Here is a 22,017-nt window from a genome sequence, read left to right on the forward strand (position 1 = left end):
TAATATTTAGGAGTGTTGAGGTTCTTTACAGTCTTTATATTCGTCTGGTGTTTTGCCACAGAATCCGCAAGCCTCACCGTCTTGATTTAACATTGGGTTTTGACTTGCACAAGTTCCGGCAAATTTACCGTCTTTCTTTGCCCAAATTTTTATGGTAATACCGGCAATAGCTAAAGCTAATAATCCAAGTGTAAGAAATAATAATTCCATTTAATTGCTTAAATTTAGATGCAAAGATAAGGCTTTTCCTTTACTTTCGTTCCCATTTCTCTGTGACTTACCTATTGTTCGTTGTGTCTTAATTAAAAGATTTTTACAATTTACTAACTAATTCAATTTTATTATGAAAAAATTATTTGCTGAGTTTTTCGGAACATTTTGGCTGGTATTTGGTGGCTGTGGAAGTGCCATTTATGCCGCAGGTATACCAAATTTAGGTATTGGTTTTGTTGGAGTTGCACTTGCATTTGGTCTTACAGTTTTAACCATGGCTTATGCTGTTGGTCATATTTCTGGAGGCCATTTTAATCCTGCTGTGTCTGTTGGTCTATGGATTGGTGGACGATTTGAAGCTAAAGATTTAATCGGTTATATTTTAGCTCAGGTTGTCGGTGCCATTGCAGCTGCAGGTGTACTGTATCTTATTATGTCTGGTAAATCTGGATTTGACTCTATTGGAGGCTTTGCTGCAAATGGCTATAATGAGCTTTCACCAGATGGTTATAATATGATGTCGGCATTAGTAGCTGAAGTCGTTTTAACAGCATTTTTCTTATTAGTGATTCTTGGAAGCACTAATGCTAGAGCGCCAAAAGGATTTGCTCCAATAGCCATAGGTTTGGCTTTAACATTGATTCACTTGATAAGTATACCAATTACTAATACTTCTGTAAACCCTGCTAGGTCATTAAGTCAAGCAATTTTTGCTGATGGTGCTTACATGTCTCAAGTTTGGTTATTTTGGGTTGCGCCAATAGGTGGTGCCATACTTGGGGGTTTAATACACAAGACGTTTTTTGAAAAAGAATAGAAAACATTGAAATAAAAAAAAGGCATCAGTTATGATGCCTTTTTTTATTTTTCTATTAAAACTATTTATTATCCTTCAAAGAAATTTCGGCCACATCGGCATTGTTTTCATTTGTTTCTTCGCCTTTTTTGCCAATCTTGATGCTTAAAGCTAAAGCATCTTCGACATAAGGAATTTGTTTTAGTTTGCGATCGGATTCATCAAGTATACCAAGATTAACCATTCTGTCTTGTAATTCTGCCCAGATTTGATAATGCTGTTCTTCTGGCAATTGTGGTAAAGTAATAACATCAATCATTGATGTTTTGTCAACTGGATTAATATAAGCCACCGTCTTTAGATTTTTGGCTCTGTCATTTCCGTTGAACACATATTTTTTTGCATCAGGGTTGTTAAGCTTCATTAATTGTTCTGATAGTTCTGATAACCGCGAATTATTTTTCTCAATATCACTTCTTAAATCAAAAATCTCTTCAACCACGATATTGTTTTCTTCATTGAGATTAAGATTTTTTTGATAAAGTATATACGTTGAAAAAGCAAAAAGTATGGCCGCTGCAGAGGCTGCAATACTATACCATGATATTCTTCTTTTATGCACCAAATTAATGACTTGTGAAGGCTCTGGCTCATCGATTGCCGTTAATATTTGCTTAAGCACATCGGTAGGCACGTCTTTAGCACCTGCCTTAGCAATGATTTCTAAATTATTTTGAAGTTGTTCGTACGCTTCGGCCGCTTCTGGGTAGTTAGAAATAAAAAACTCTACCTCTTGGGTTTCGGTCATAGAGGCCTCACCAACTAAATATTTACGTAGAAGATCAGATTTTAAAAAACTATGTAGTTTTGTTTCCATATCTTAAAATTTTATGGGTCGTAAACTTTTTTAAGCTCACGCAGCCCAATTTTTAATCTCGATTTTATTGTTCCTAAAGGAATACCTAATTCATCACTTGCCTCTTGCTGGGTCATGCCTTCAAAAAACAAGGCGTCTAATACTATTTTATACTTTTCCTCTAGTCTTCCAACATGCTCTCTAATGTCCATGACATCTTGATTTAAATCACTTGTTGGTAATATATATACGTTTGATTTGTCAATTTGGACTTCTTTCTGATATCTATTATTAAAGCTTCTCAATTTATCTATGGCCGTATTGCGCGCAATTCTAAACAACCAAGTAAATAATTTAGCTTTTGAAGAATCGTACTTGCCAGAATTACGCCATACTTTAATAAATGTTTCTTGAAGGGCGTCTTCAGCGATTTCTTCATTTTGAGTGATTTTTAATATTACACCATAAAGACTAGTTGAATAATTTTCGTAAAGCAGATTCAAAGCGCGTTTGTCTCCATGCTCTAGATAATCGATTATTTTTTTCTCTATTGGTGAACTGCTCAAAATGTTAAAGTTTTCGGTTTTTATATAACAAGGTAATCCAAAGTCCGATTTTGTTCGTATTTAAATCATAAACCTTAGTTAAAGGTCTAATATAATATTATTTAGAATAATTTTTCTTCTTTACAGGATTGATTAATAGCATTTTCAACAAAAATTATTCTATAACTAAAAGCCGCAATTAATGCGGCTTTTTATATGATATTGACTTCGGTTTCAATATTAATTTCAAAAAGCCTTAAAACAGTTTTCTGAATAAGCTTTGCCAAGTCATAAATATCACTACCCTTTGCATTACCATAATTAACCAAAACTAATGCTTGTTTGTTGTGAACGCCATAGTTGCCAAATCGTTTTCCTTTAAAACCTGCTTTTTCAATTAACCAGCCAGCAGGTATTTTAATTTCTGTTTCCGAAATCTGATAAGACGGTATATCTTCAAAATTGTTTTGAAGTTCCTTATAATGAGATTGTGAGATTACAGGGTTTTTAAAAAAACTTCCGCTATTGCCTATTACTTTAGGGTCAGGCAATTTACTTTTTCTAATTGTTATTACAGCATTTGAAATATCTTTTATACTAGGGTCTTCAATGTTGTGGGCCTTCAACTCTTGTTTGATGGCGCCGTAATCTATATTTATTTTGTGATTGGATGTCGTTAACTTAAAATTGACGCTAGTAACAATAAATTCACCTTTTAATTCATTTTTAAAAACAGATTCTCTGTAGCCGAACCGGCATTCTTCATTACTGAATACTTGGGTTGTTTTGTTTTTTATATGTACTGCAGTGCAGCTAACCAATGTATCTTTGAGTTCAACTCCGTAAGCACCTATGTTTTGTATTGGTGCTGTACCAACATTACCAGGAATAAGTGATAGATTCTCTACACCACCGTAGTTATTGGAAATGCACCACAACACAAAATCGTGCCAATTTTCACCAGCCATTGCCTTAACAATGACATGATTCTCATGGTTTTCGATTACCTCAATACCTTTTAGGTTTATGTGTAAAACTAAGGCATTAATATCTCTCGTAAGGAGCATATTACTGCCACCTCCAAGTATAAATAAGGATTTTTGGGCATTATCGGTTAGTACTTTTTTAAGATAATCTTCGGTAGCAATATTACAATATTCTTTTGCGTTGGCGTTAATGCCAAAAGTATTTAAGTTGCGTAAAGGGACATTTTGAAGAATAGGCATTAATCTTTATAAACTTTAAGAGCTTCTGCAATTACCTCTACGGCTATTTTCAAACTATTTTCGTTAAGTACATAAGCAATTCGTATTTGATTTAGTCCAACACCAGGTGTAGAATAGAAACCAGTAGCAGGAGCGACCATTACAGTATTGTTGTTGTATTCAAAGGACTCTAAAAGCCAGCGCGCAAAATTTTCTGCACTCTTAACCGGTAGTTCAGCAATACAATAGAACGCACCATTAGGTTTTGCCACCTTCACCCCAGGTATTTTTTGAAGTTCTTCAATGAGTACGTCTCGTCGCTTCACATATTCTTCTTTTACCTCATCAAAATAACTCTGAGGTGTTTCTAATGCGGCTTCAGCAGCTATTTGAGCCAATGTGGGAGGGCTTAATCGTGCTTGTGCAAATTTTAAAGCGGTCTGTATCACAGCTTTATTTTTTGAGACTAGATAGCCAATCCTAGCGCCACACATGCTATAACGTTTAGAGACAGAATCAATGACAATAGCATAGTCCTCAAGACCACTTTCTTGAAGAATTGAATAATGGGAAACACCATCGTAAACAAATTCGCGATAAACTTCATCGGCAATAAGAAACAGGTCATGTTTTTTAACAATTTCTGCGAGTTTTTTTATCTCTTCTCTAGAGTAAAGATAGCCCGTAGGATTTCCTGGATTACAAATTAAAATAGCCTTAGTTTTGGGTGTAATGAGTTTTTCAAATTCCTCAATTGGAGGGAGGGCAAAATTATCATCAATATTAGAAATTACTGGGACGACCTTAATGCTAGAGGCAATTGAGAAACCATTGTAGTTCGCATAAAAAGGTTCCGGGATTATTATTTCATCATCCTCATCCATAATACTTCCAAAAGCAAACAATAGCGCTTCACTACCACCTGTGGTAACTATAATATCGCTATAATCAACTTCAATAGAATTATTATAGTAATACTTAGCAATTTTCTTTCGGTATTCTTCTGCACCTTCTGATCTAGAATAGGCAAGTACATCTAATGAGTGGATTTTCACGGCATCCAGAGCAATTGAAGGTGTTTTAATGTCTGGTTGACCAATATTTAGGTAATAAACAGTTCTCCCTTTTTTATTTGCTTCTTCAGCATAAGGTACCAACTTCCGTATTGGAGACTCTGGCATTTTTGTACCTTTTCTTGAAATTGATGGCATTGTTGTTTGTTTAGCTAACGGTTGATTTTTTAATTCTTAAATTTTCACTAAAAAATGAAGATGACACTTAGAGCTTGATTTAAGATTTGTATCTTTTATAAATACAAAAATAATTGAAATTGTCTTGGCGTAATATTATCCTTTTACTTTTTATTTCTTTTTCTTTTTGCGGTTTGGCACAGGACAGATATTATATGCAAGAGAGCAATAGCAAGAAGATTAACTTTGAACTCATTAATAATCTCATTATTATTCCAATGAAGGTTAATAATGTTTTGTTATCATTCGTCTTGGATACTGGTGTTAGTAAACCCATACTTTTTAATATTGCTGAGACAGATTCGGTCGGTCTTAAAAACACCAAAACTTTTTTTTTATATGGTTTAGGTGGTGATGGTAAGTTAGAGGCATTAAAGTCTTCAGGTAATTCGTTTAAAATTGGTGATGCCACGTTGTACAATAAAGATTTGTATGTAGTTTACGATGATGATATAAGTTTTACACCACGATTGGGTGTTTTAGTTCACGGTATTATTGGCTATGATATTTTTAAAGATTTTATAGTAGAACTCAATTACAGCTCTCGGTATATAAGGTTACATAAACCAAATGAGTTTAAAAGAAAGACGAGTAGGAAATGGACTCAACTTCCGTTAGACATATATAATAAAAAGCCATATCTAAAAGCCAAGGTTACCTTACATAACGATACTAAAATAATTAAACTATTGATGGATACAGGAAGTAGTGATGCACTATGGCTCTTTGAGGATGTAAACAGGGGAATTTATCCTAATGAGGAATTGGTCTTTGATGACTATTTGGGTAAAGGTTTAAGCGGTTCGGTTTATGGACAAAGGTCAAGGGTGAAGGCATTTGAAATCGGTAATTTTAAATTTGAAAATGCGAACGTGGCATTTCCTGACTCATCATCTGTTGATGTAACTAAAATTTATAAAGAGCGAAATGGCTCTGTTGGAGGTGAGATTCTTAAAAGGTTTAATTACTTCTTTGACTATGGTAATTCAGTGCTTTACTTAAAAAAGAATGGTTCTTTTAAAAATTCTTTTACATATAACAATAGTGGTATTGTACTTGAGCATAACGGAATAATGTTCGTTAGGGAAGAAATAAACGTTCCAATCATTAATAAGAATAAAAATAGCAGTGCTGTAAGCATTAATCAGGTTGTTAACTACATGACTTCTGTAAGACCAGCTTATGAGATTGTTGAAATACGAGAAACCTCTAATGCTTACGCTGAGGGACTTCGTAAAGGAGACGTTTTAATTGGAGTTAACAATAAAAAAGCCTACGAATTTAAGCTTTCAGAAATCAATGAGTTGTTTCATGGTAAAACGGGAAAAACTATAAGGCTTAAGATTGAACGCCAAGGTGTAGAAATGGTTTTTAAATTTAAGTTGGATGATGCTTTCAAAAAAAATAAGCCCTCAACTGATTGAGGGCTTGTAACTAATATTATAATCTAAGTATAATTATTGCTCAATCATACTTTTAGACTTTTTCTCCAATACACTGGTTTTATTAGAATCAACAACTAACCCTTTAATCTTTAAGGCTACGGTTGGCGTGTCTGCGTTAGAGAAAACAGTAATGGTCTTTCTTATTGGGTTAACGCGTTTAGTGTCATATTTTACTTGAATTTCACCTGTTTCACCAGGCATTATTGGACCTTCTGGTTTCTTAGGTACGGTGCAACCGCATGTAGATTTTACATTAGAAATGATTAATGGTGCATTACCAGTATTTGTAAACTCAAATACTCTAACGCCATCAGATCCTTTTTCGATGGTGCCATAGTCAATCACATTGGTCTTAAATTCAATTTTAGCTACTTTTTCTTGAGCAAAGGCTCCAAGGGTAAAAATGCTAACTAATACTACTACTAAATTTTTCATCACTTTAAAATTTCGTTTGTTATGTTAAAACTACTTACTTTTTCTATCTCAACAAAATTAATTAGATGTATAACACATTATTTAACATGGATTAAAACTAATTAATATACGTTTCATGCACGAATAAGTTTTTCAAAAAAAGAAATATAAGTACTTTTGTCATCCATTTAGCAAAAATAATACCAAAATATGGAAATCCCATCTAAATATAGTGCCCATGCAGTTGAGAGTAAATGGTACGACTACTGGATGGAACATGGTTACTTTCACTCGGAACCAGATGATAGAGAGCCTTATACTATAGTAATACCTCCTCCTAATGTTACAGGTATTTTGCATATGGGACATATGCTAAATAATACAATCCAAGATGTGCTTATTAGAAGAGCACGCCTTTTGGGTAAAAACGCATGTTGGGTTCCTGGTACAGACCATGCCTCAATTGCAACTGAAGCTAAGGTTGTCGCCAGATTAAAGTCACAAGGCATAGATAAGAATGATTTAACGAGGGAGCAGTTTTTAAAGCATGCTTGGGAATGGAAAGAAGAATATGGTGGCGTTATTTTAGAGCAACTCAAAAAACTTGGTTGTTCCTGTGATTGGAACAGAACCAAATTTACCATGGATGACGATATGTCGGAAGGGGTTATTAAAGTTTTTATAGATCTTTATAAAAAGGGTTTGATTTACCGTGGTTATAGAATGGTTAATTGGGATCCAGAAGCCAAAACAACCTTGTCTGATGAGGAGGTTGAATATGTTGAAAAGCAAGGGAAACTATACTATATAAATTACAAAATTGAAGATTCGGAAGAGGTATTAACCATTGCAACTACAAGGCCAGAAACCTTGCTAGGTGATACAGCCATATGCATTAATCCAAAAGACGAGCGTCACACAAACCTTAAAGGGAAAAGAGCAATTGTTCCTATTTGTGATAGAGTGGTGCCTATAATTGAAGATGATTATGTAGACTTGGAATTTGGGACAGGTTGCTTAAAGGTAACACCAGCTCATGACGAAAACGATAAAACCCTAGGAGACAAACACGGTTTAGAGGTCATCGATATCTTTAACGAAGATGCCACTCTAAACTCTTATGGTTTACATTACAAGGGTAGAGATCGGTTTGAAGTCCGTAAGGCTATTGTTAAAGAGCTAAAGGAATTAGATGCTTTAGTTAAGGTCGAGGACTACACCAATAGGGTAGGTATTTCCGAACGAACTAAAGCGATAATTGAACCAAGATTAAGTGATCAGTGGTTTCTTAAGATGGAAGATTTGGCTAAGCCAGCACTCGAAGCTGTGTTAGAAACGAATTCTATAAAGTTATTTCCAAAGAAATTTGAAAACACTTACCGTCATTGGATGGAGAATATTAGAGACTGGAATATTTCTCGTCAATTAATTTGGGGTCAGCAAATACCAGCTTATTATTATGGAGACGGAAAAGAAAATTTTGTAGTAGCATCAACTAAGGAGGAAGCATTAGAACAAGCCAAAAACCTCTCATCTAATGAAAATTTGAAAATTTCAGACTTAAGACAAGACTCTGATGTTTTAGATACATGGTTTTCATCATGGTTATGGCCAATTAGTGTTTTTGATGGTGTTAGGAATCCTGATAATAAGGAAATTAATTATTACTACCCAACCAATGATTTGGTTACCGGTCCGGATATTTTATTCTTTTGGGTGGCTAGGATGATTGTTGCTGGTTATGAGTTCAGAGGAGAAAAACCTTTTCATAATGTGTATCTTACTGGGCTGGTTAGAGATAAGCAAAGGCGTAAGATGTCTAAATCTCTTGGCAACTCTCCAGATGCATTAAAACTAATTGAAGATTACGGTGCAGATGGTGTCCGAGTAGGACTATTGTTGAGTTCGGCAGCTGGAAATGATTTAATGTTTGATGAAGCGCTTTGCCAGCAAGGTAGAGGTTTTGGAAACAAAATATGGAACGCTTTTCAATTAACTAATTTATGGGAGGTTTCTGATATAGAACAGCCCAATTGTAGCAAGATTGCCTTGGAATGGTATACAGCTAAATTTCAAGCGGCATTAGTTGATATCGAAGACCATTTTAGTAAGTACAGGCTAAGCGATGCCTTAATGACTATTTATAAGTTAATTTATGATGATTTTTGCGGTTGGATGTTAGAAATGGTCAAACCAGCCTATCAACAACCTATTGATAGAATCACTTATGACGAGGTAATGACTATTTTCGAGGAAAATTTAAAAATAGTACATCCGTTTATGCCTTTCTTAACGGAAGATATTTGGCAATCTATAAAAAAGCGTTCAACAGAGGAGGCCTTGATAATTGCTAAATGGCCAGAAACTAAACCAATAAACAAAGATTTAATTTCAGAGTTTGATTTTGCGACAGAAGTGATTTCAGGTATTAGAAATATTAGAAAACAGAAAAATATTGCCTTTAAAGATGCTATTGAATTTTCAGTAATCAATAATGAAAAAGCATCAACTAGATTTGATGAGGTGATTATGAAGCTTGGAAATTTAGAATACCTCAATTATGTCAATGAACCGGTTGAAGGTGCTCTAACGTTTAGAGTAAAGTCTAATGAGTATTTTATTCCAATGGAGGGTAGCATTGATGTTGAGGCTGAAATTAAAAAACTAACTGAAGAATTGAACTATACAGATGGTTTTTTAAAGTCTGTACAGAAGAAATTATCTAACGAGCGTTTTGTAAATAACGCACCTGAGCAGGTTGTAGCTATAGAAAAGAAGAAAGAAGCGGATGCGCTGGCAAAGATTGAGATCTTAAAAAACAGTTTAGAAAGTTTAAAAAATTAGAGCAGAATAACTTAGAGTAGAGAATAATTTAATCATTTATACATTTATTAATCATAAATTTCAATTATACATATCATAAAAAACATATATAAAAATATATGAAAAATGATATGCATCTTTGTAATTGCAAACAACAACCCTATGACAAAAATCACAGTAGCGAAGGGCGATGGTATCGGCCCAGAAATTATGGATGCCACATTGCGTATTTTAGAAGCAGCAGGAGCACAATTAGACATTGATGAGATTGATGTTGGAGAAAAGGTCTATTTAGCTGGTAATACGGCAGGTATTTCCAAAGAGGCTTGGGAAACCATAAGAAGAAACAAGATTTTTCTTAAAGCACCAATAACAACGCCTCAGGGTGGTGGTTATAAAAGCTTGAACGTTACAACGCGTAAGACATTAGGTCTTTTTGCAAATGTTAGACCATGTAAAAGTTTGCACCCTTATATAGCTACAAAGCACCCAGAGATGGATGTAGTTATTGTAAGAGAAAATGAAGAAGATTTATATGCAGGTATTGAGCATCAACAAACAGATGAAGTTGTTCAGTGTTTAAAATTAATCAGCCGTCCAGGTTGCGAAAAAATTGTGACTTATGCTTTTGAATATGCCAAAAAATTTGGCAGAAAAAAAGTGACCTGTTTTACAAAAGACAATATTATGAAACAAACAGATGGTTTGTTTCATAAAGTATTTGATGAAATAGCAGCAAAATATCCAGAAATAGAAAACGAGCACTGGATTGTTGATATAGGTGCAGCAAAATTGGCTGATTCTCCAGAAGTTTTCGATGTAATCGTTATGCCTAACCTTTATGGTGATGTACTTTCAGATGTGGCAGCCCAAATTACAGGATCTGTTGGTCTTGCGGGTTCATCAAATATTGGACATGACCATGCGATGTTTGAAGCAATTCATGGTTCTGCTCCAAGAAGAGCTGGCCAAAATATGGCAAACCCATCAGGTTTATTGCAAGGTGCAATTTTAATGTTGCAGCACATTGGACAATCCGATATTGCGGCTAAAGTTCAAAATGCTTGGTTGAAAACTATGGAAGATGGTGTTCATACCTATGATGTTTATGATGAAAAGGTAAGTACCAAAAAAGTAGGTACCAAAGAGTTTGCCGATGCGGTTATTGCCAACATAGGCGAGGTGCCACAGCATCTTAAGAAGGTAGAATTTAAGAATGCAGGAGCTATAGAAATCCCTAAGCACACGCGTAGACCTAGAGCTGAAAAAGTACTAGAAGGTGTTGATGTTTTTGTGGATTGGGAAGGTACAGACCCAGATGTCATAGGCGAAAAATTACAAAATATGAATACCGAGGTTCTTAACCTTACTATGATAACCAATAGAGGTGTAAAAGTTTGGCCAAATGGTTTCGACGAAACTTTTTGTACGGATCACTGGCGTTGTCGTTTTAAGGCCGTAGAGGGTAAAGCACCAACTAAGGCAGATATTATTGAGGTATTAACTAAGGCCGAAGAAAGTGGAATTGATGCTATCAAAACAGAAAACCTATATACGTTTGATGGTGTTAGAGGATACTCTTTAGGTCAGGGTCAGTAGGCCTTTTTGACATATTGAAATACATTTACATCCCAAGGGCATTTGAGTTAGTTAAAAAGGTCTTCTTGGGATGTAAATAAAAAAATAAGGACACCGTGATAGCGTTATGCACAGGATTGGTAAATTTTCATAGGTTGTTACATACTAATTATTCTGCTTCTGTGAATCGTTGTGCTTAGATGACACAGATAAACCATAAAATTAAAGTAATTTGATTAGTATTATTGCTGTGCAAGGCTGTCTTTGGTGTCTTTTTATTTAATGACCTAACTCTTAAGGTCAAAAAATATCATCGTGTAAGTGTAAATAATGAATTGAGTGTATGGCTATGTTGAGCTAATACTACCATTCATTGATTTTGTTACTATCTAATTTAACGAAGATAAACAGCAAGATTGTAAAGCCCCATAGTCCTGAGCCACCGTAGCTAAAAAAGGGCAGAGGAATACCAACCGTGGGAATTAATCCCATAACCATACCTGTATTAATCGTAAAATGCACAAAGAGTATAGATGCAACACCATAGCCATAAACACGGCTAAACTGTGACTTTTGAGCCTCTGCCAAATAAAGAATCCTTACGATTAAAGCTACAAACAAAATAATGACAAAGCTACTTCCTAAAAAGCCCCATTCCTCACCAACAGTACTAAAGATATAGTCCGTTTCTTGCTCAGGGACAAACTTTCCAGTAGTTCTTGTGCCCTGTAAAAAGCCCTTGCCGGTTATACCACCAGAGCTAATAGCTTGCTCTGACTGAATGAGATTATAAGCTTCAGCCTTTTTCATTTGTTCTAATTTTAAAGGGTCTTTCTCCAGCCGTAACCAAAGACTAATTCTATTTTGTTGATGAACTTTGAGTCCATGTTGGTAGAAAAGCTTTACTCCAAATGAAAAACCAATTGCTAATGCTAGTACAAGTATGTATTGAATTATAGAGCTTCGTTTCTTTTTTCGGAGAAAGTATCTTGAGAGCAATACAACTGCAGCAATTAGGCTCGTGATTGTAACACCAAACTTTAAGGATAAAACGGCAAGCAGGATTAATGAAAGCACCACGATTAGATAGACTTGTTGTAGTCCTTCTCTATAAAAAACGAAGAAGAATGCCAGATAAACAATAGTACTGCCTGCATCATTTTGGAGGAGAATTAATAAAGCGGGGATAAAGATAATGGCGGCTACCCTCACTTGGTCTTTAAGGGTTTTCATATTAGTTTGTATGTCGCTTATATATTTAGCAACAGCCAAGGCGGTTGCAAACTTTGCAAATTCACTTGGTTGGATAGTCATACTACCTATACCGTACCATGATCTTGCACCATTTACATCTTTGCCAAAAATAAACAAACCGATGAGTGCAAGAATGGCAACTAAATAAATAATACTAGCAAATCGCTCATAAAATTTGGCTTCTAGAGAAAGAATTAAAATGATTAAAACAAAAGAAAGACCAACAAATATTAGTTGTTTTCCATAAAGTTGTGATGTGTCAAAATAGCTTGTGATTTCGCCAACATGTGAAGCTGAGAGTATATTGAGATAACCGAAAGTAACAAGGAGCAAGAATATTAGGATAATAATCCAATCGAATTGAAAGCGTCTCTGGGTTTCTCTATACATTCAAATAAATAAAATTTAGTCCTTGAGAGCGTAGTTCTCAATTAATTGTAATTGGGTTTCTCCATTGATTCTAAACGGCTCACCAGAATACGGTTTTTTGTACTCATTTTCTAAACTATGGGTGAAAATCCAATTTTCTAAATCCTTGCGAGTGGTTTCTCCCTTAATATATTTTTCTATCATGAGACTGGCCATTCTGCCTGCGAAACGACTTCCCCAATACCCATTTTCAACAAAAACGGCTATAGCGATTGAAGGATTGTCCTTAGGTGCAAACGCTACAAAAATAGAATGATCAGTAAGTTGGGTCTTAACGTTATCTATTTTAACGAAATTTTCTGCAGTACCTGTTTTGCCGCAGATTTCTATTCCCGGAATTCTTAAGGTACTGGCGGTCCCTTCGTTATAAACATCGAACATGCCTTCTACAACAGGTTCAAAATGCGCTTTATCTATGGTAGTGTATTTTGGTACCGTAAAGTTGCTTGGTAAGGTATCGCTCTCAATATTTTTAATTATATGTGGTGTATAATAAAACCCTCTATTACCTATTGCGGCCGCCATATTGGCAAGTTGAATTGGTGTTGCTTCAACTTCGCCTTGTCCTATGGCATTAGATACGATATAGGTTGATCCCCAACGATTATCACCATAAGCTCTATCATAATAATCACCATCAGGAATTCTTCCTGGTCTGCCTACTGATAGATCATTGTTTAAAAAGTTACCGAGACCAAAGCTTTTGGCATGCTCAGCCCATTTATTCATGCTAACGCCTGGGTCATCATATTTATCGACTATTCGTCTATAAACATTAACAAAATAGGCATTACAAGATTGTGAAATACCTTGATTCATATCAACAGGGCTACGATGGTGGTGGCAGCCTGTTAATTTTCTGCTTCCATAATAATAACCCATGCGGCAAGAGAATCTATCATTAACATCAACAACACCTTCCTGTAAACCAATTAAGGCATTTATGACCTTAAAGGGTGAGCCTGGCGGGTACTGCGCTTGTAGCCCTCTATCATAAGTGGGCATGTTAATCGTGTCTCTAAATAAGCGTGAAAAATTTTTATTTCGTTCTCTTCCAACAAGCAAATTTGGATTATAACTAGGCCCTGTTACCATAGCTAAAATTTCACCGCTACTAGGTTCAATTGCAACAATGCCACCACGCTTATGTTTCATCAGTAATTCACCATAGGCCTGCAGCTCAGAATCTATTGTAATTGTAATATCTTTTCCTGGTTTTGGCAGGGTATCATACTGTCCATTTTTATATGGACCAATATTTTTATTGAATCTGTCTTTTTGTATGAAACGTATCCCTTTGACACCTCTAAGAATATCTTCATAAGATTTTTCTACGCCCTGTTTTCCAATTAAATCTCCTAATTTGTAATAAGAATCCTTATTCATCTCCTTTTGGCCTACTTCACCGATATCGCCTAAAACATTGGCGCCAATGTCGGTTTGGTAGGATCTCATCGATCTTTTTTGAATATAGAAGCCTTCATACTTCCACATCACTTCCTGCAAAACTGCATAATCTGCTTTTGATAATTGTGGAACAAAAGGAGACGGCAACCTAGGGGAATAATTCGTGGCTTTTGTTAATTTTTTTTCATAGTCCTCAGCTGTTATACCTAATAAATTGCAGAAGTCTTTAATTTCTGACGGCTCCAAGGGAGTCACCTCTCTCGGTATGACCATTACATCATAGGAAGGTTGATTAGCAACGAGAAGTTTTCCGTTTCGGTCATATACATAACCGCGTTTGGGATAGTTATACTCCGCTCTAATAGCTGTATCCTCAAGAATATTAAATGAATCGCTATTATAAACCTGAAGATAGAACAAGCGAACCAAAAAAATAAGGCCAACTGCAATTGCCGAGGTTACGAGTAGGAGTTTTCTCATTTACGATTCTGACTGAACAAGATTATTATAAGAATAGACACTATTAAGGTGAATATACTAGAAAATAACGTCTTTTTTAATATTAGCCATATACTACCTATGTTAAAAATTTCTAACGAAAATAGTACCAGATGGTGCAATAAAGTACCAATTGCGACATAGCTAATTAAACTTCCAATCTCAGAATTATTAAAATTAACACTTTGATGTTCGTAAAGCATCCCAAAAGAAAATTTCAATAGAATAGGCCGGCTGTAGGCTAAAACAACTGATGCACCGGCATGGACGCCACCAGAATCAAGAAACATATCCAAGGCCATCCCTAAAACAAAACTTACCAGCAATAAGATAAGCCTGTTATCTCTTATTGGAAATAAAAAAATAAAAATGATATACACATACGGATTAATATAACCAAGAAAGTTTATGTTGTTAAAAATGGCAACTTGCAAAAGAATTAAGGTAACAAACCTTATAATATGAAGGCCGATAGAACTATTCATTGCCTTTGGATTCTAAAGATTCAATTTCTTCCTTATCCGTATTTTCGATGATATATACTTTTCCAATATTAGTCATATCATTAAACAACTTAACGTCTATGAGATAGGTGTCTCCACCAATGTCCGTAGTAAAGCTTTCTACTAAACCAATTTCAACGCCTTTAGGAAAAATAGCGGATTGTCCGCCAGATACAATGGTGTCGCCAACTTTTACAGGTGCAAATTTAGAAACGTCAACAAGTTCCATAACATTTGGAGATATGCCCTTCCAGGTTAAAGAGCCAAAATGATTTGTAGATTTTAGTTTAGCGTTAATCCGACTTTTTTTATTCAAAATTGATAATACAGTAGAGTAACCGTTACTTGTATTGTCAATTATTCCTATTATCCCTTTAGAATTTATTACTCCAAAATCAGAACGTATACCATCTTTGGTTCCCTTGTTTAATGTAAGATAATTGTTAGTTAAAGCGTAGCTGTTCTTATAAACATCTGCTGTTGTAATACGATATCTTTGGTCACCTAAAATAGAATCTATAGAGGTATTGCTAGAATCTGCTAATGTGTTTAGAAGTTGTTCTCTAAGGCGTTTGTTTTCCTCAGCTAGTACTTCATTCTGAGTTTTGAGAGAAAAATATTGGTCAACAGAATTTATGGTACCGTAAATTCCTCCAGTTAAAACATTGGCCGAATTAATAAATTGACTTTTATGGTAAGAATGAGACTGGATGGTCAGGGCAAACGAAACTCCAAATAGCAACAAAAACAAAAGAAACGTTTTGTTTCGAATAACAAAATTTATGATTTGTTGCATTAATTAGAATTATTTAATCAATACGCTTTTGTATTTAGGTAAATTTTTAAGCACAATTCCCGTACCTCTTACAACCGCTCTAAGTGGATCTTCTGCAATATATACAGGGAGGTCTGTCTTTTGTGATAGGCGTTTGTCCAAGCCCCTTAGCATTGACCCTCCTCCAGCGAGATAAATTCCTGTATTGTATATGTCAGCTGCTAATTCTGGTGGGGTTTGAGATAAGGTTTCCATAACAGAGTCTTCAATCCTAAGAATAGATTTGTCAAGTGCTTTTGCTATTTCTCTGTAAGATATTTGAACTTGCTTAGGTTTACCTGTAAGTAGGTCACGTCCCTGTACACTCATGTCTTCAGGAGGCAACTCAAGGTCCTCAGTGGCAGCACCAATTTGTATTTTAATTTTTTCTGCTGTACGGTCACCAACATATAAATTGTGTTGGGTTCTCATGTAGTATATGATATCGTTTGTAAAGACATCGCCAGCTACTTTAACTGATTTGTCACAGACTATACCGCCAAGGGCGATAACTGCAATTTCAGTCGTTCCACCACCAATATCTACAATCATATTGCCTTTGGGTTGCATAATGTCTACTCCAATACCAATAGCTGCCGCCATTGGCTCGTGAATTAAATATACTTCTTTTCCATTTACACGTTCACAAGACTCTTTAACCGCTCGCATTTCTACCTCTGTAATCCCTGAAGGAATACAAACTACCATGCGGAGTGCGGGATTAAAGAACTTTTTTCTTAAAGCGGGAATATTTTTAATGAACAGGCTAATCATCTGTTCAGAAGCATCAAAATCTGCTATTACACCGTCTTTTAATGGCCTAATTGTTTTTATGTTTTCATGGGTTTTACCCTGCATCATGTTGGCTTCTTTTCCAACAGCGATTATTTTACCGCTTATTCTATCTCTTGCTACAATAGATGGGTTGTCTACTACAACTTTATCATTATGAATTATCAGGGTATTCGCCGTACCTAAATCTATGGCTATTTCTTCGGTTAAGAAATCAAAAAATCCCATGTGCTATTATAAATTATTGGGGTTACTTTTATGTGTCTTTGCAGACGTAATGTAAATGTAATCAATTATACGATAAATCTTCTATTATAGACGTTTATTGGATTATATTTTATTAAACAGGCACAAGGACCAATACGGCATTAGGATTTGGCTAATGCTTGAAATGTCTGGTTCCTGTAAACACCATGGCCATGTTATTTTTATTGCAATAATCTATACTAAGTTGGTCTTTAATGGAGCCACCTGGTTGGATAACAGCCGTTATACCTGCATTATCGGCAATCTCCACACAATCCGGAAATGGGAAAAAGGCATCACTTGCCATTACCGCACCATTTAAATCAAAATTGAAAGATTTAGCTTTGTGAATGGCTTGGTTAAGCGCGTCAACACGACTTGTTTGTCCGGTTCCACTAGCACATAATTGCTTATTCTTAGCTAGGACAATAGTATTTGATTTGGTATGCTTACAAATCTTAGAGGCAAAAATCAAATCTTCAAGTTCTGATAAACTAGGTGTATTTTTTGTGACCGAATTTAAATCTTCAGGTGTGTCTGTTTTAGAATCCCGTTCTTGCACCAAGGCACCGTTTAAACATGTTCTTACAGTTGTTTTTGGAAGCTCAATATCATTGAGAATCAGGATAATTCTATTTTTCTTTCCTTTCAATATTTCAAGGGCCTCATTACTAAAAGATGGTGCAATCACAACTTCACAAAACAGCTTATGAATTTCTTCGGCAGTAGCTTTATCTATTTCAGTATTACTAATTAAAATACCACCGAATGCTGAAACTGGATCACCTGCCAAAGCATCTACATAAGCTTTATGTACCGTATTACGTTGTGCAAAACCACAAGCATTATTATGCTTTAAAATAGCAAAGGTTGGCGACTCGTTCTTGAATTCTAAAATTAAATTTACAGCAGCATCAACATCTAGAAGATTGTTATAGCTTAATTCCTTACCATGAAGTTTAGTAAACATAGCCTCAAAATCACCAAAGAAAAAACCTTTCTGATGTGGGTTTTCACCATAGCGTAATACCTTGCCTTCTGTTTCACTAATTTTTAAAACGGCAATATCATGGTTAGCATTAAAATAGTTAAAAATGGCAGTATCATAATTTGACGACACATTGAAGGATTTGGCGGCATATTGCTTTCTATCACCTTCAGAAGTTTCACCATTTTTTGTATTAAGTAGTTCTAAGAACTCCGCATAGTCGTTTACTGAGGACACACAAACAACATCAGCATAGTTTTTGGCGGCAGCTCTAATTAATGAAATACCTCCAATATCAATTTTCTCAATAATATCTTGATGGCTTGCACCAGAAGCAACAGTTTTTTCAAAGGGATATAAGTCAACAATAACCAAATCTATTTGAGGTATTTCAAACTCAGCCAATTCAGACCTATCATTTGGGTTTTCCTGACGATTTAATATACCTCCAAAAACTTTTGGGTGTAGCGTCTTTACGCGTCCCCCAAGAATTGATGGGTAGGAGGTTACATCTTCAACAGGAACAACATCAATACCCAAATCCTTTATAAACTTTTCGGTACCACCAGTAGAATAGATAGTAACATTTAAATCGTTTAGTTTTTTAACTATTGGTTCTAATCCATCTTTGCTGAATACAGAAATCAGTGCCGAGGAAATGGTTTTGTTGCTCATAATAATAGGTTGTCATTTTAATGCGGCAAAAATACATATATTAGGACTGAAAAACGTGTGATTTGAAACAGTTTGTTTAAGATTTTTGTAACAATGGATTGTTGAAAACGTCTAACCTTTAAATCCTAAATAAGGTATCTTGTAATGCTAGTCTACCTAAGATTAATTAGAGAGAGCTTTTCTTTCGCTATTACTGCGTTAAATAATAATAGGCTCAGGACTTTCCTTTCGTTATTGGGCGTTACGGTTGGTATTTTTTCAATTATTGCGGTTTTAGCAGCGGTTGATTCTCTTGATAGAAGTATTAGGGAAAATTTGGAGGGTATTGATACTAATACCATTTACATAATGAACATCTCTTTTGGACCAACAGATGTGCCAAAGTGGAAACGCGATAATTTTGATCCTATTTCTTACGATGACTATAATTTTGTAAGAAAGAATATGTCTGATATTGAGGCCTCCGCTTATAGTATTTTTGGTTTAAGAGAAACCGTAAGGTACCAAGCAGAGACACTTGGAAGTGTTAACATTGCTGCTGTTACACATGGTATTTATAATATAGAAAGATTAAAATTAGGGCAAGGACGGTTTTATACAGAATTAGAATCTGAGAAAGGTGCCCCTGTGGTGGTTATTGGCTATCGTTTGGCAGAAAATTTGTTTGGTAATGCAGAGCCATTAGGCAAGGAGATAAGGATATTCGGTAGAAAACTAAGAGTGATTGGTGTATTGGAAAAGTATGGCGATGCCATAGGTGATTCTCCGGATGACACGGTTTACCTCCCTGTAAACTTTGTTCGTGGTATAAGGAATACCGGAAAAACTGGATATCCAACGGCTATAGTGATAAAACCTAAAGCTAACGTTGATATTGATGCTTTTGAAGGTATCTTAACCCAAAAGTTTAGAATACACCGTGGCGTAAAAGCAGGTGATATCAATGATTTCTTTTTATCAAAACTTTCGGGCTTTGTTAATTTAATAGATAGCATTATCACCAGTATGAACGTAATTGGATGGATGCTAAGCGGATTTTCTCTACTTGTTGGAGGTTTCGGAATAGCAAATATTATGTTTGTTAGCGTGAAGGAGCGAACTAATATTATCGGTATTCAAAAATCACTAGGCGCTAAAAATAAATTCATTCTTTTTCAATTTTTATTCGAAGCCATTATTCTCGCTTTGCTTGGTGGTCTTGTTGGGTTAGCCTTGGTGTGGCTTATTACTGTAGCAAGTTCATTTGCTATGGACGACTTCAAGTTTGTACTGTCTTTTACTAACATTATTATTGGAGTAGGTATCTCTAGCCTTATTGGTTTGGTGTCTGGTGTAATACCTGCCCTATCCGCCTCGCGTTTAGATCCAGTAGAAGCTATTAGAACAGGAATGTAATTGCTTTCTTATTTAAGTTTTCTGTAACAGATTTCTTTTTTAAACAATTTATCTTTATCGAGATTTATTTAGGCTATGCTAGTATACATCCGGTTATTTAAAGAAAGTTTTTCGTTTGCCTTTAGTGCGCTTGCAAATAACAAGCTAAGAACGTTTTTGTCTTTGCTTGGAGTTACTATAGGTATTTTTTCCATAATTGCTGTTTTAGCAGCTGTAGATTCTTTGGATAAAAACATTAAAGATCAATTAAGTGCTTTAGACAGCAACACCATGTATCTCTCTAGTTTTAGTTTTGGACCTACAGATGTACCAAGGTGGAAATGGAGAACATTTGATAAAATATCCTACACGGAATACAAATATTTGAAAGAGTCGCTCCCTCAGGTAGAAGAAATGGCCTATCAACTATTTGTACCCAGGGAGAGTATTAGGTACGAGTCAGAATTGATACAAAGTGTAAATACCGTTGCAGTGTCTAGTGAATTCTCCGACATTCAACGCTTGGAGTTTAAAAAAGGTCGCTTTTATAATGAAATGGAATCCAATGCAGGAAGACCTGTCGTGGTTATAGGGTCTGAAATTGCGGATGCACTTTTTGGAGAATTAGAACCCATTGGAAGAAAAGTCCGTTTATACGGGCAAAAATTTACGGTTATTGGAGTTGTTAAAAAAGAAGGGTCTGGTTTGTTTGGGGATAGTAATGATATTTCAATTTTTTTGCCATCTAATTTTGTAAGAACACGTTATGGAGAGAACGTATCTTCAATGGTACCAGTGGTAATTATTAAACCAGAATCTAGTGTTAACTCTGATGACGTTGAAGCAGAACTTGTTCAATTATTGAGAAATAAACGCGGTCTACGACCTGATGAGGTTAACTCTTTCTTTATTAGTGTAGTAGAAGGTCTTCAGGATTTTATAGATGGTATTATTGGTAGTATGAATGCCATTGGTTGGGTCATCAGTATTTTTTCCTTGTTAGTTGGAGGTTTTGGTATCGCCAATATCATGTTTGTGAGTGTAAAGGAACGTACCAATATAATAGGTATCCAAAAATCACTTGGAGCAAAAAATAAATTTATTTTGTTTCAGTTTTTATTCGAGGCGGTAATACTTGCCGTTGTGGGTGGCATAGTAGGCTTAATTATGGTTTGGTTTGGTACTTTAATCGCCTCTCAGGCAGCAGAAGATTTTGACTTTGTACTGTCGTTTAAAAATATGCTTATTGGGTTCTTCATTTCCTCTTTTATCGGTCTTATTTCTGGAGTTGTGCCGGCTATTTCTGCCTCAAGATTAGATCCCGTAGAGGCTATACGTACAGGCATGTAATTAGTAGATGTAGGTATCTACAGGTATTATTTTGCCTACTTTTTTACAAACGTATTCTAAAAAGCGCTCGTCCTCTTCTGTAAAAGGGTTAATTGTATTAGAATCTATATCTATTTGCCCAATGTTTTCACCATCAATAAAAATAGGAACTACTATTTCAGCTTTAACAGTTATACTGCAGGCAATATAATTATCTTGGGATTTTACATCTGGGACTACAAAGTTTTGGTTGCTAACGGCTACCTGTCCGCAAATTCCTTTACCAAAAGGGATTATGGTGTGGTCCGTTGGCGCCCCAACATAAGGTCCTAATTTTAACTCATCCCTGTCGCCATTTTTAAAATAAAACCCTACCCAATTATAGTATGGGATATGTTTTTCTAATAACTCACAGATAAGTAGTAGTCGTTTATCAACACTTTTATTGTCTTGTGCTACGATAGACCTGATTTCTAGTTTTAATTCTTGTAGGCTCATGGCGATATTTTCAGTAAAAGTATTTAATTTGGATAGTTTAAAAATATGGATTTCATAAATTTAACAACAAACTAACAAAGCTCCT

General features: G+C 35.3%; 19 protein-coding genes. 6 read left to right on the forward strand and 13 right to left on the reverse strand.

Annotation, left to right across the window (positions count from 1 at the left end):
- Window positions 1-6: 6 nt before the first annotated feature.
- A complete protein-coding gene (locus J4050_RS03855) occupies window positions 7-210 on the reverse strand; it encodes a membrane or secreted protein (protein ID WP_208152631.1) in 204 nt (67 codons plus the stop codon).
- 133 nt (window positions 211-343) lie between these two features.
- Between J4050_RS03855 and aqpZ the strand changes: the two genes are divergently transcribed.
- Window positions 344-1,030, forward strand: a complete 687-nt coding sequence (gene aqpZ / locus J4050_RS03860; RefSeq protein ID WP_208152632.1) for an aquaporin Z — start codon at window positions 344-346, stop codon at window positions 1,028-1,030.
- Between the two features lie 61 nt (window positions 1,031-1,091).
- Here aqpZ and J4050_RS03865 read toward each other — a convergent pair whose 3' ends face one another.
- The 4 genes from J4050_RS03865 to J4050_RS03880 all read right to left on the reverse strand — a co-directional run bounded on the left by J4050_RS03865 (window position 1,092) and on the right by J4050_RS03880 (window position 4,826).
- The gene (locus J4050_RS03865; protein ID WP_208152633.1) at window positions 1,092-1,886 is read right to left on the reverse strand and encodes an anti-sigma factor domain-containing protein; all 795 of its coding nucleotides are present in this window, start codon (window positions 1,884-1,886) and stop codon (window positions 1,092-1,094) included.
- 11 nt (window positions 1,887-1,897) lie between these two features.
- Entirely contained in the window at window positions 1,898-2,431 is a 534-nt protein-coding gene (locus J4050_RS03870; RefSeq protein ID WP_208152634.1) for an RNA polymerase sigma factor, read from the reverse strand.
- Between the two features lie 191 nt (window positions 2,432-2,622).
- The gene (gene murB, locus J4050_RS03875; RefSeq protein ID WP_208152635.1) at window positions 2,623-3,636 is read right to left on the reverse strand and encodes a UDP-N-acetylmuramate dehydrogenase; all 1,014 of its coding nucleotides are present in this window, start codon (window positions 3,634-3,636) and stop codon (window positions 2,623-2,625) included.
- Entirely contained in the window at window positions 3,636-4,826 is a 1,191-nt protein-coding gene (locus tag J4050_RS03880; RefSeq protein WP_208152636.1) for a pyridoxal phosphate-dependent aminotransferase, read from the reverse strand. Before J4050_RS03880 ends, murB begins: the two co-directional genes overlap by 1 nt.
- 173 nt (window positions 4,827-4,999) lie before the next feature.
- On the opposite strand from J4050_RS03880, the gene J4050_RS03885 reads away from it, so the two are divergent.
- Window positions 5,000-6,289: a retropepsin-like aspartic protease gene (locus J4050_RS03885; protein ID WP_208152637.1), complete on the forward strand. Its 1,290-nt coding sequence runs from the start codon at window positions 5,000-5,002 to the stop codon at window positions 6,287-6,289.
- Between the two features lie 33 nt (window positions 6,290-6,322).
- On the opposite strand, the gene J4050_RS03890 is transcribed toward J4050_RS03885, so the two are convergent.
- Window positions 6,323-6,745 carry a DUF1573 domain-containing protein gene (locus J4050_RS03890; RefSeq protein WP_208152638.1) on the reverse strand — a complete coding sequence of 141 codons (423 nt, stop codon included), beginning with the start codon at window positions 6,743-6,745 and terminating at the stop codon, window positions 6,323-6,325.
- 189 nt (window positions 6,746-6,934) lie between these two features.
- Here J4050_RS03890 and J4050_RS03895 point away from each other — a divergent pair, with 189 nt between their 5' ends.
- Both J4050_RS03895 and J4050_RS03900 read left to right on the forward strand, forming a co-directional pair.
- A complete protein-coding gene (locus J4050_RS03895; protein ID WP_208152639.1) occupies window positions 6,935-9,568 on the forward strand; it encodes a valine--tRNA ligase in 2,634 nt (877 codons plus the stop codon).
- Between the two features lie 141 nt (window positions 9,569-9,709).
- Window positions 9,710-11,146: an NADP-dependent isocitrate dehydrogenase gene (locus J4050_RS03900; protein ID WP_208152640.1), complete on the forward strand. Its 1,437-nt coding sequence runs from the start codon at window positions 9,710-9,712 to the stop codon at window positions 11,144-11,146.
- 342 nt (window positions 11,147-11,488) lie between these two features.
- Here J4050_RS03900 and rodA read toward each other — a convergent pair whose 3' ends face one another.
- The 6 genes from rodA to purH form a co-directional block, all read right to left on the reverse strand.
- Window positions 11,489-12,769, reverse strand: coding sequence for a rod shape-determining protein RodA (gene rodA / locus J4050_RS03905; RefSeq protein ID WP_208152641.1), 1,281 nt, complete (start codon window positions 12,767-12,769; stop codon window positions 11,489-11,491).
- A gap of 15 nt (window positions 12,770-12,784) precedes the next feature.
- Window positions 12,785-14,695 (reverse strand): peptidoglycan D,D-transpeptidase FtsI family protein, encoded by a 1,911-nt coding sequence (locus J4050_RS03910; protein ID WP_208152642.1) that lies wholly within the window; start codon window positions 14,693-14,695, stop codon window positions 12,785-12,787.
- Complete coding sequence (locus tag J4050_RS03915; protein WP_208152643.1) at window positions 14,692-15,198, reverse strand: rod shape-determining protein MreD; 507 nt, start codon at window positions 15,196-15,198, stop codon at window positions 14,692-14,694. Before J4050_RS03915 ends, J4050_RS03910 begins: the two co-directional genes overlap by 4 nt.
- A complete protein-coding gene (gene mreC, locus J4050_RS03920) occupies window positions 15,191-16,012 on the reverse strand; it encodes a rod shape-determining protein MreC (RefSeq protein ID WP_208152644.1) in 822 nt (273 codons plus the stop codon). Before mreC ends, J4050_RS03915 begins: the two co-directional genes overlap by 8 nt.
- 9 nt (window positions 16,013-16,021) lie before the next feature.
- A complete protein-coding gene (locus J4050_RS03925) occupies window positions 16,022-17,050 on the reverse strand; it encodes a rod shape-determining protein (RefSeq protein WP_208152645.1) in 1,029 nt (342 codons plus the stop codon).
- 151 nt (window positions 17,051-17,201) lie between these two features.
- Window positions 17,202-18,731: a bifunctional phosphoribosylaminoimidazolecarboxamide formyltransferase/IMP cyclohydrolase gene (gene purH / locus J4050_RS03930; protein ID WP_208152646.1), complete on the reverse strand. Its 1,530-nt coding sequence runs from the start codon at window positions 18,729-18,731 to the stop codon at window positions 17,202-17,204.
- A 144-nt stretch (window positions 18,732-18,875) separates the two neighbouring features.
- Between purH and J4050_RS03935 the strand changes: the two genes are divergently transcribed.
- Window positions 18,876-20,126 carry an ABC transporter permease gene (locus tag J4050_RS03935; RefSeq protein ID WP_208152647.1) on the forward strand — a complete coding sequence of 417 codons (1,251 nt, stop codon included), beginning with the start codon at window positions 18,876-18,878 and terminating at the stop codon, window positions 20,124-20,126.
- 75 nt (window positions 20,127-20,201) lie between these two features.
- Entirely contained in the window at window positions 20,202-21,455 is a 1,254-nt protein-coding gene (locus tag J4050_RS03940; protein WP_208152648.1) for an ABC transporter permease, read from the forward strand.
- Here J4050_RS03940 and J4050_RS03945 read toward each other — a convergent pair whose 3' ends face one another.
- Entirely contained in the window at window positions 21,456-21,932 is a 477-nt protein-coding gene (locus J4050_RS03945; RefSeq protein ID WP_208152649.1) for an XrtF-associated fRMsr-like GAF protein, read from the reverse strand.
- Window positions 21,933-22,017: the final 85 nt, after the last annotated feature.

Source organism: Winogradskyella pelagia, from assembly GCF_017581965.1.
Classification (GTDB): domain Bacteria; phylum Bacteroidota; class Bacteroidia; order Flavobacteriales; family Flavobacteriaceae; genus Winogradskyella; species Winogradskyella pelagia.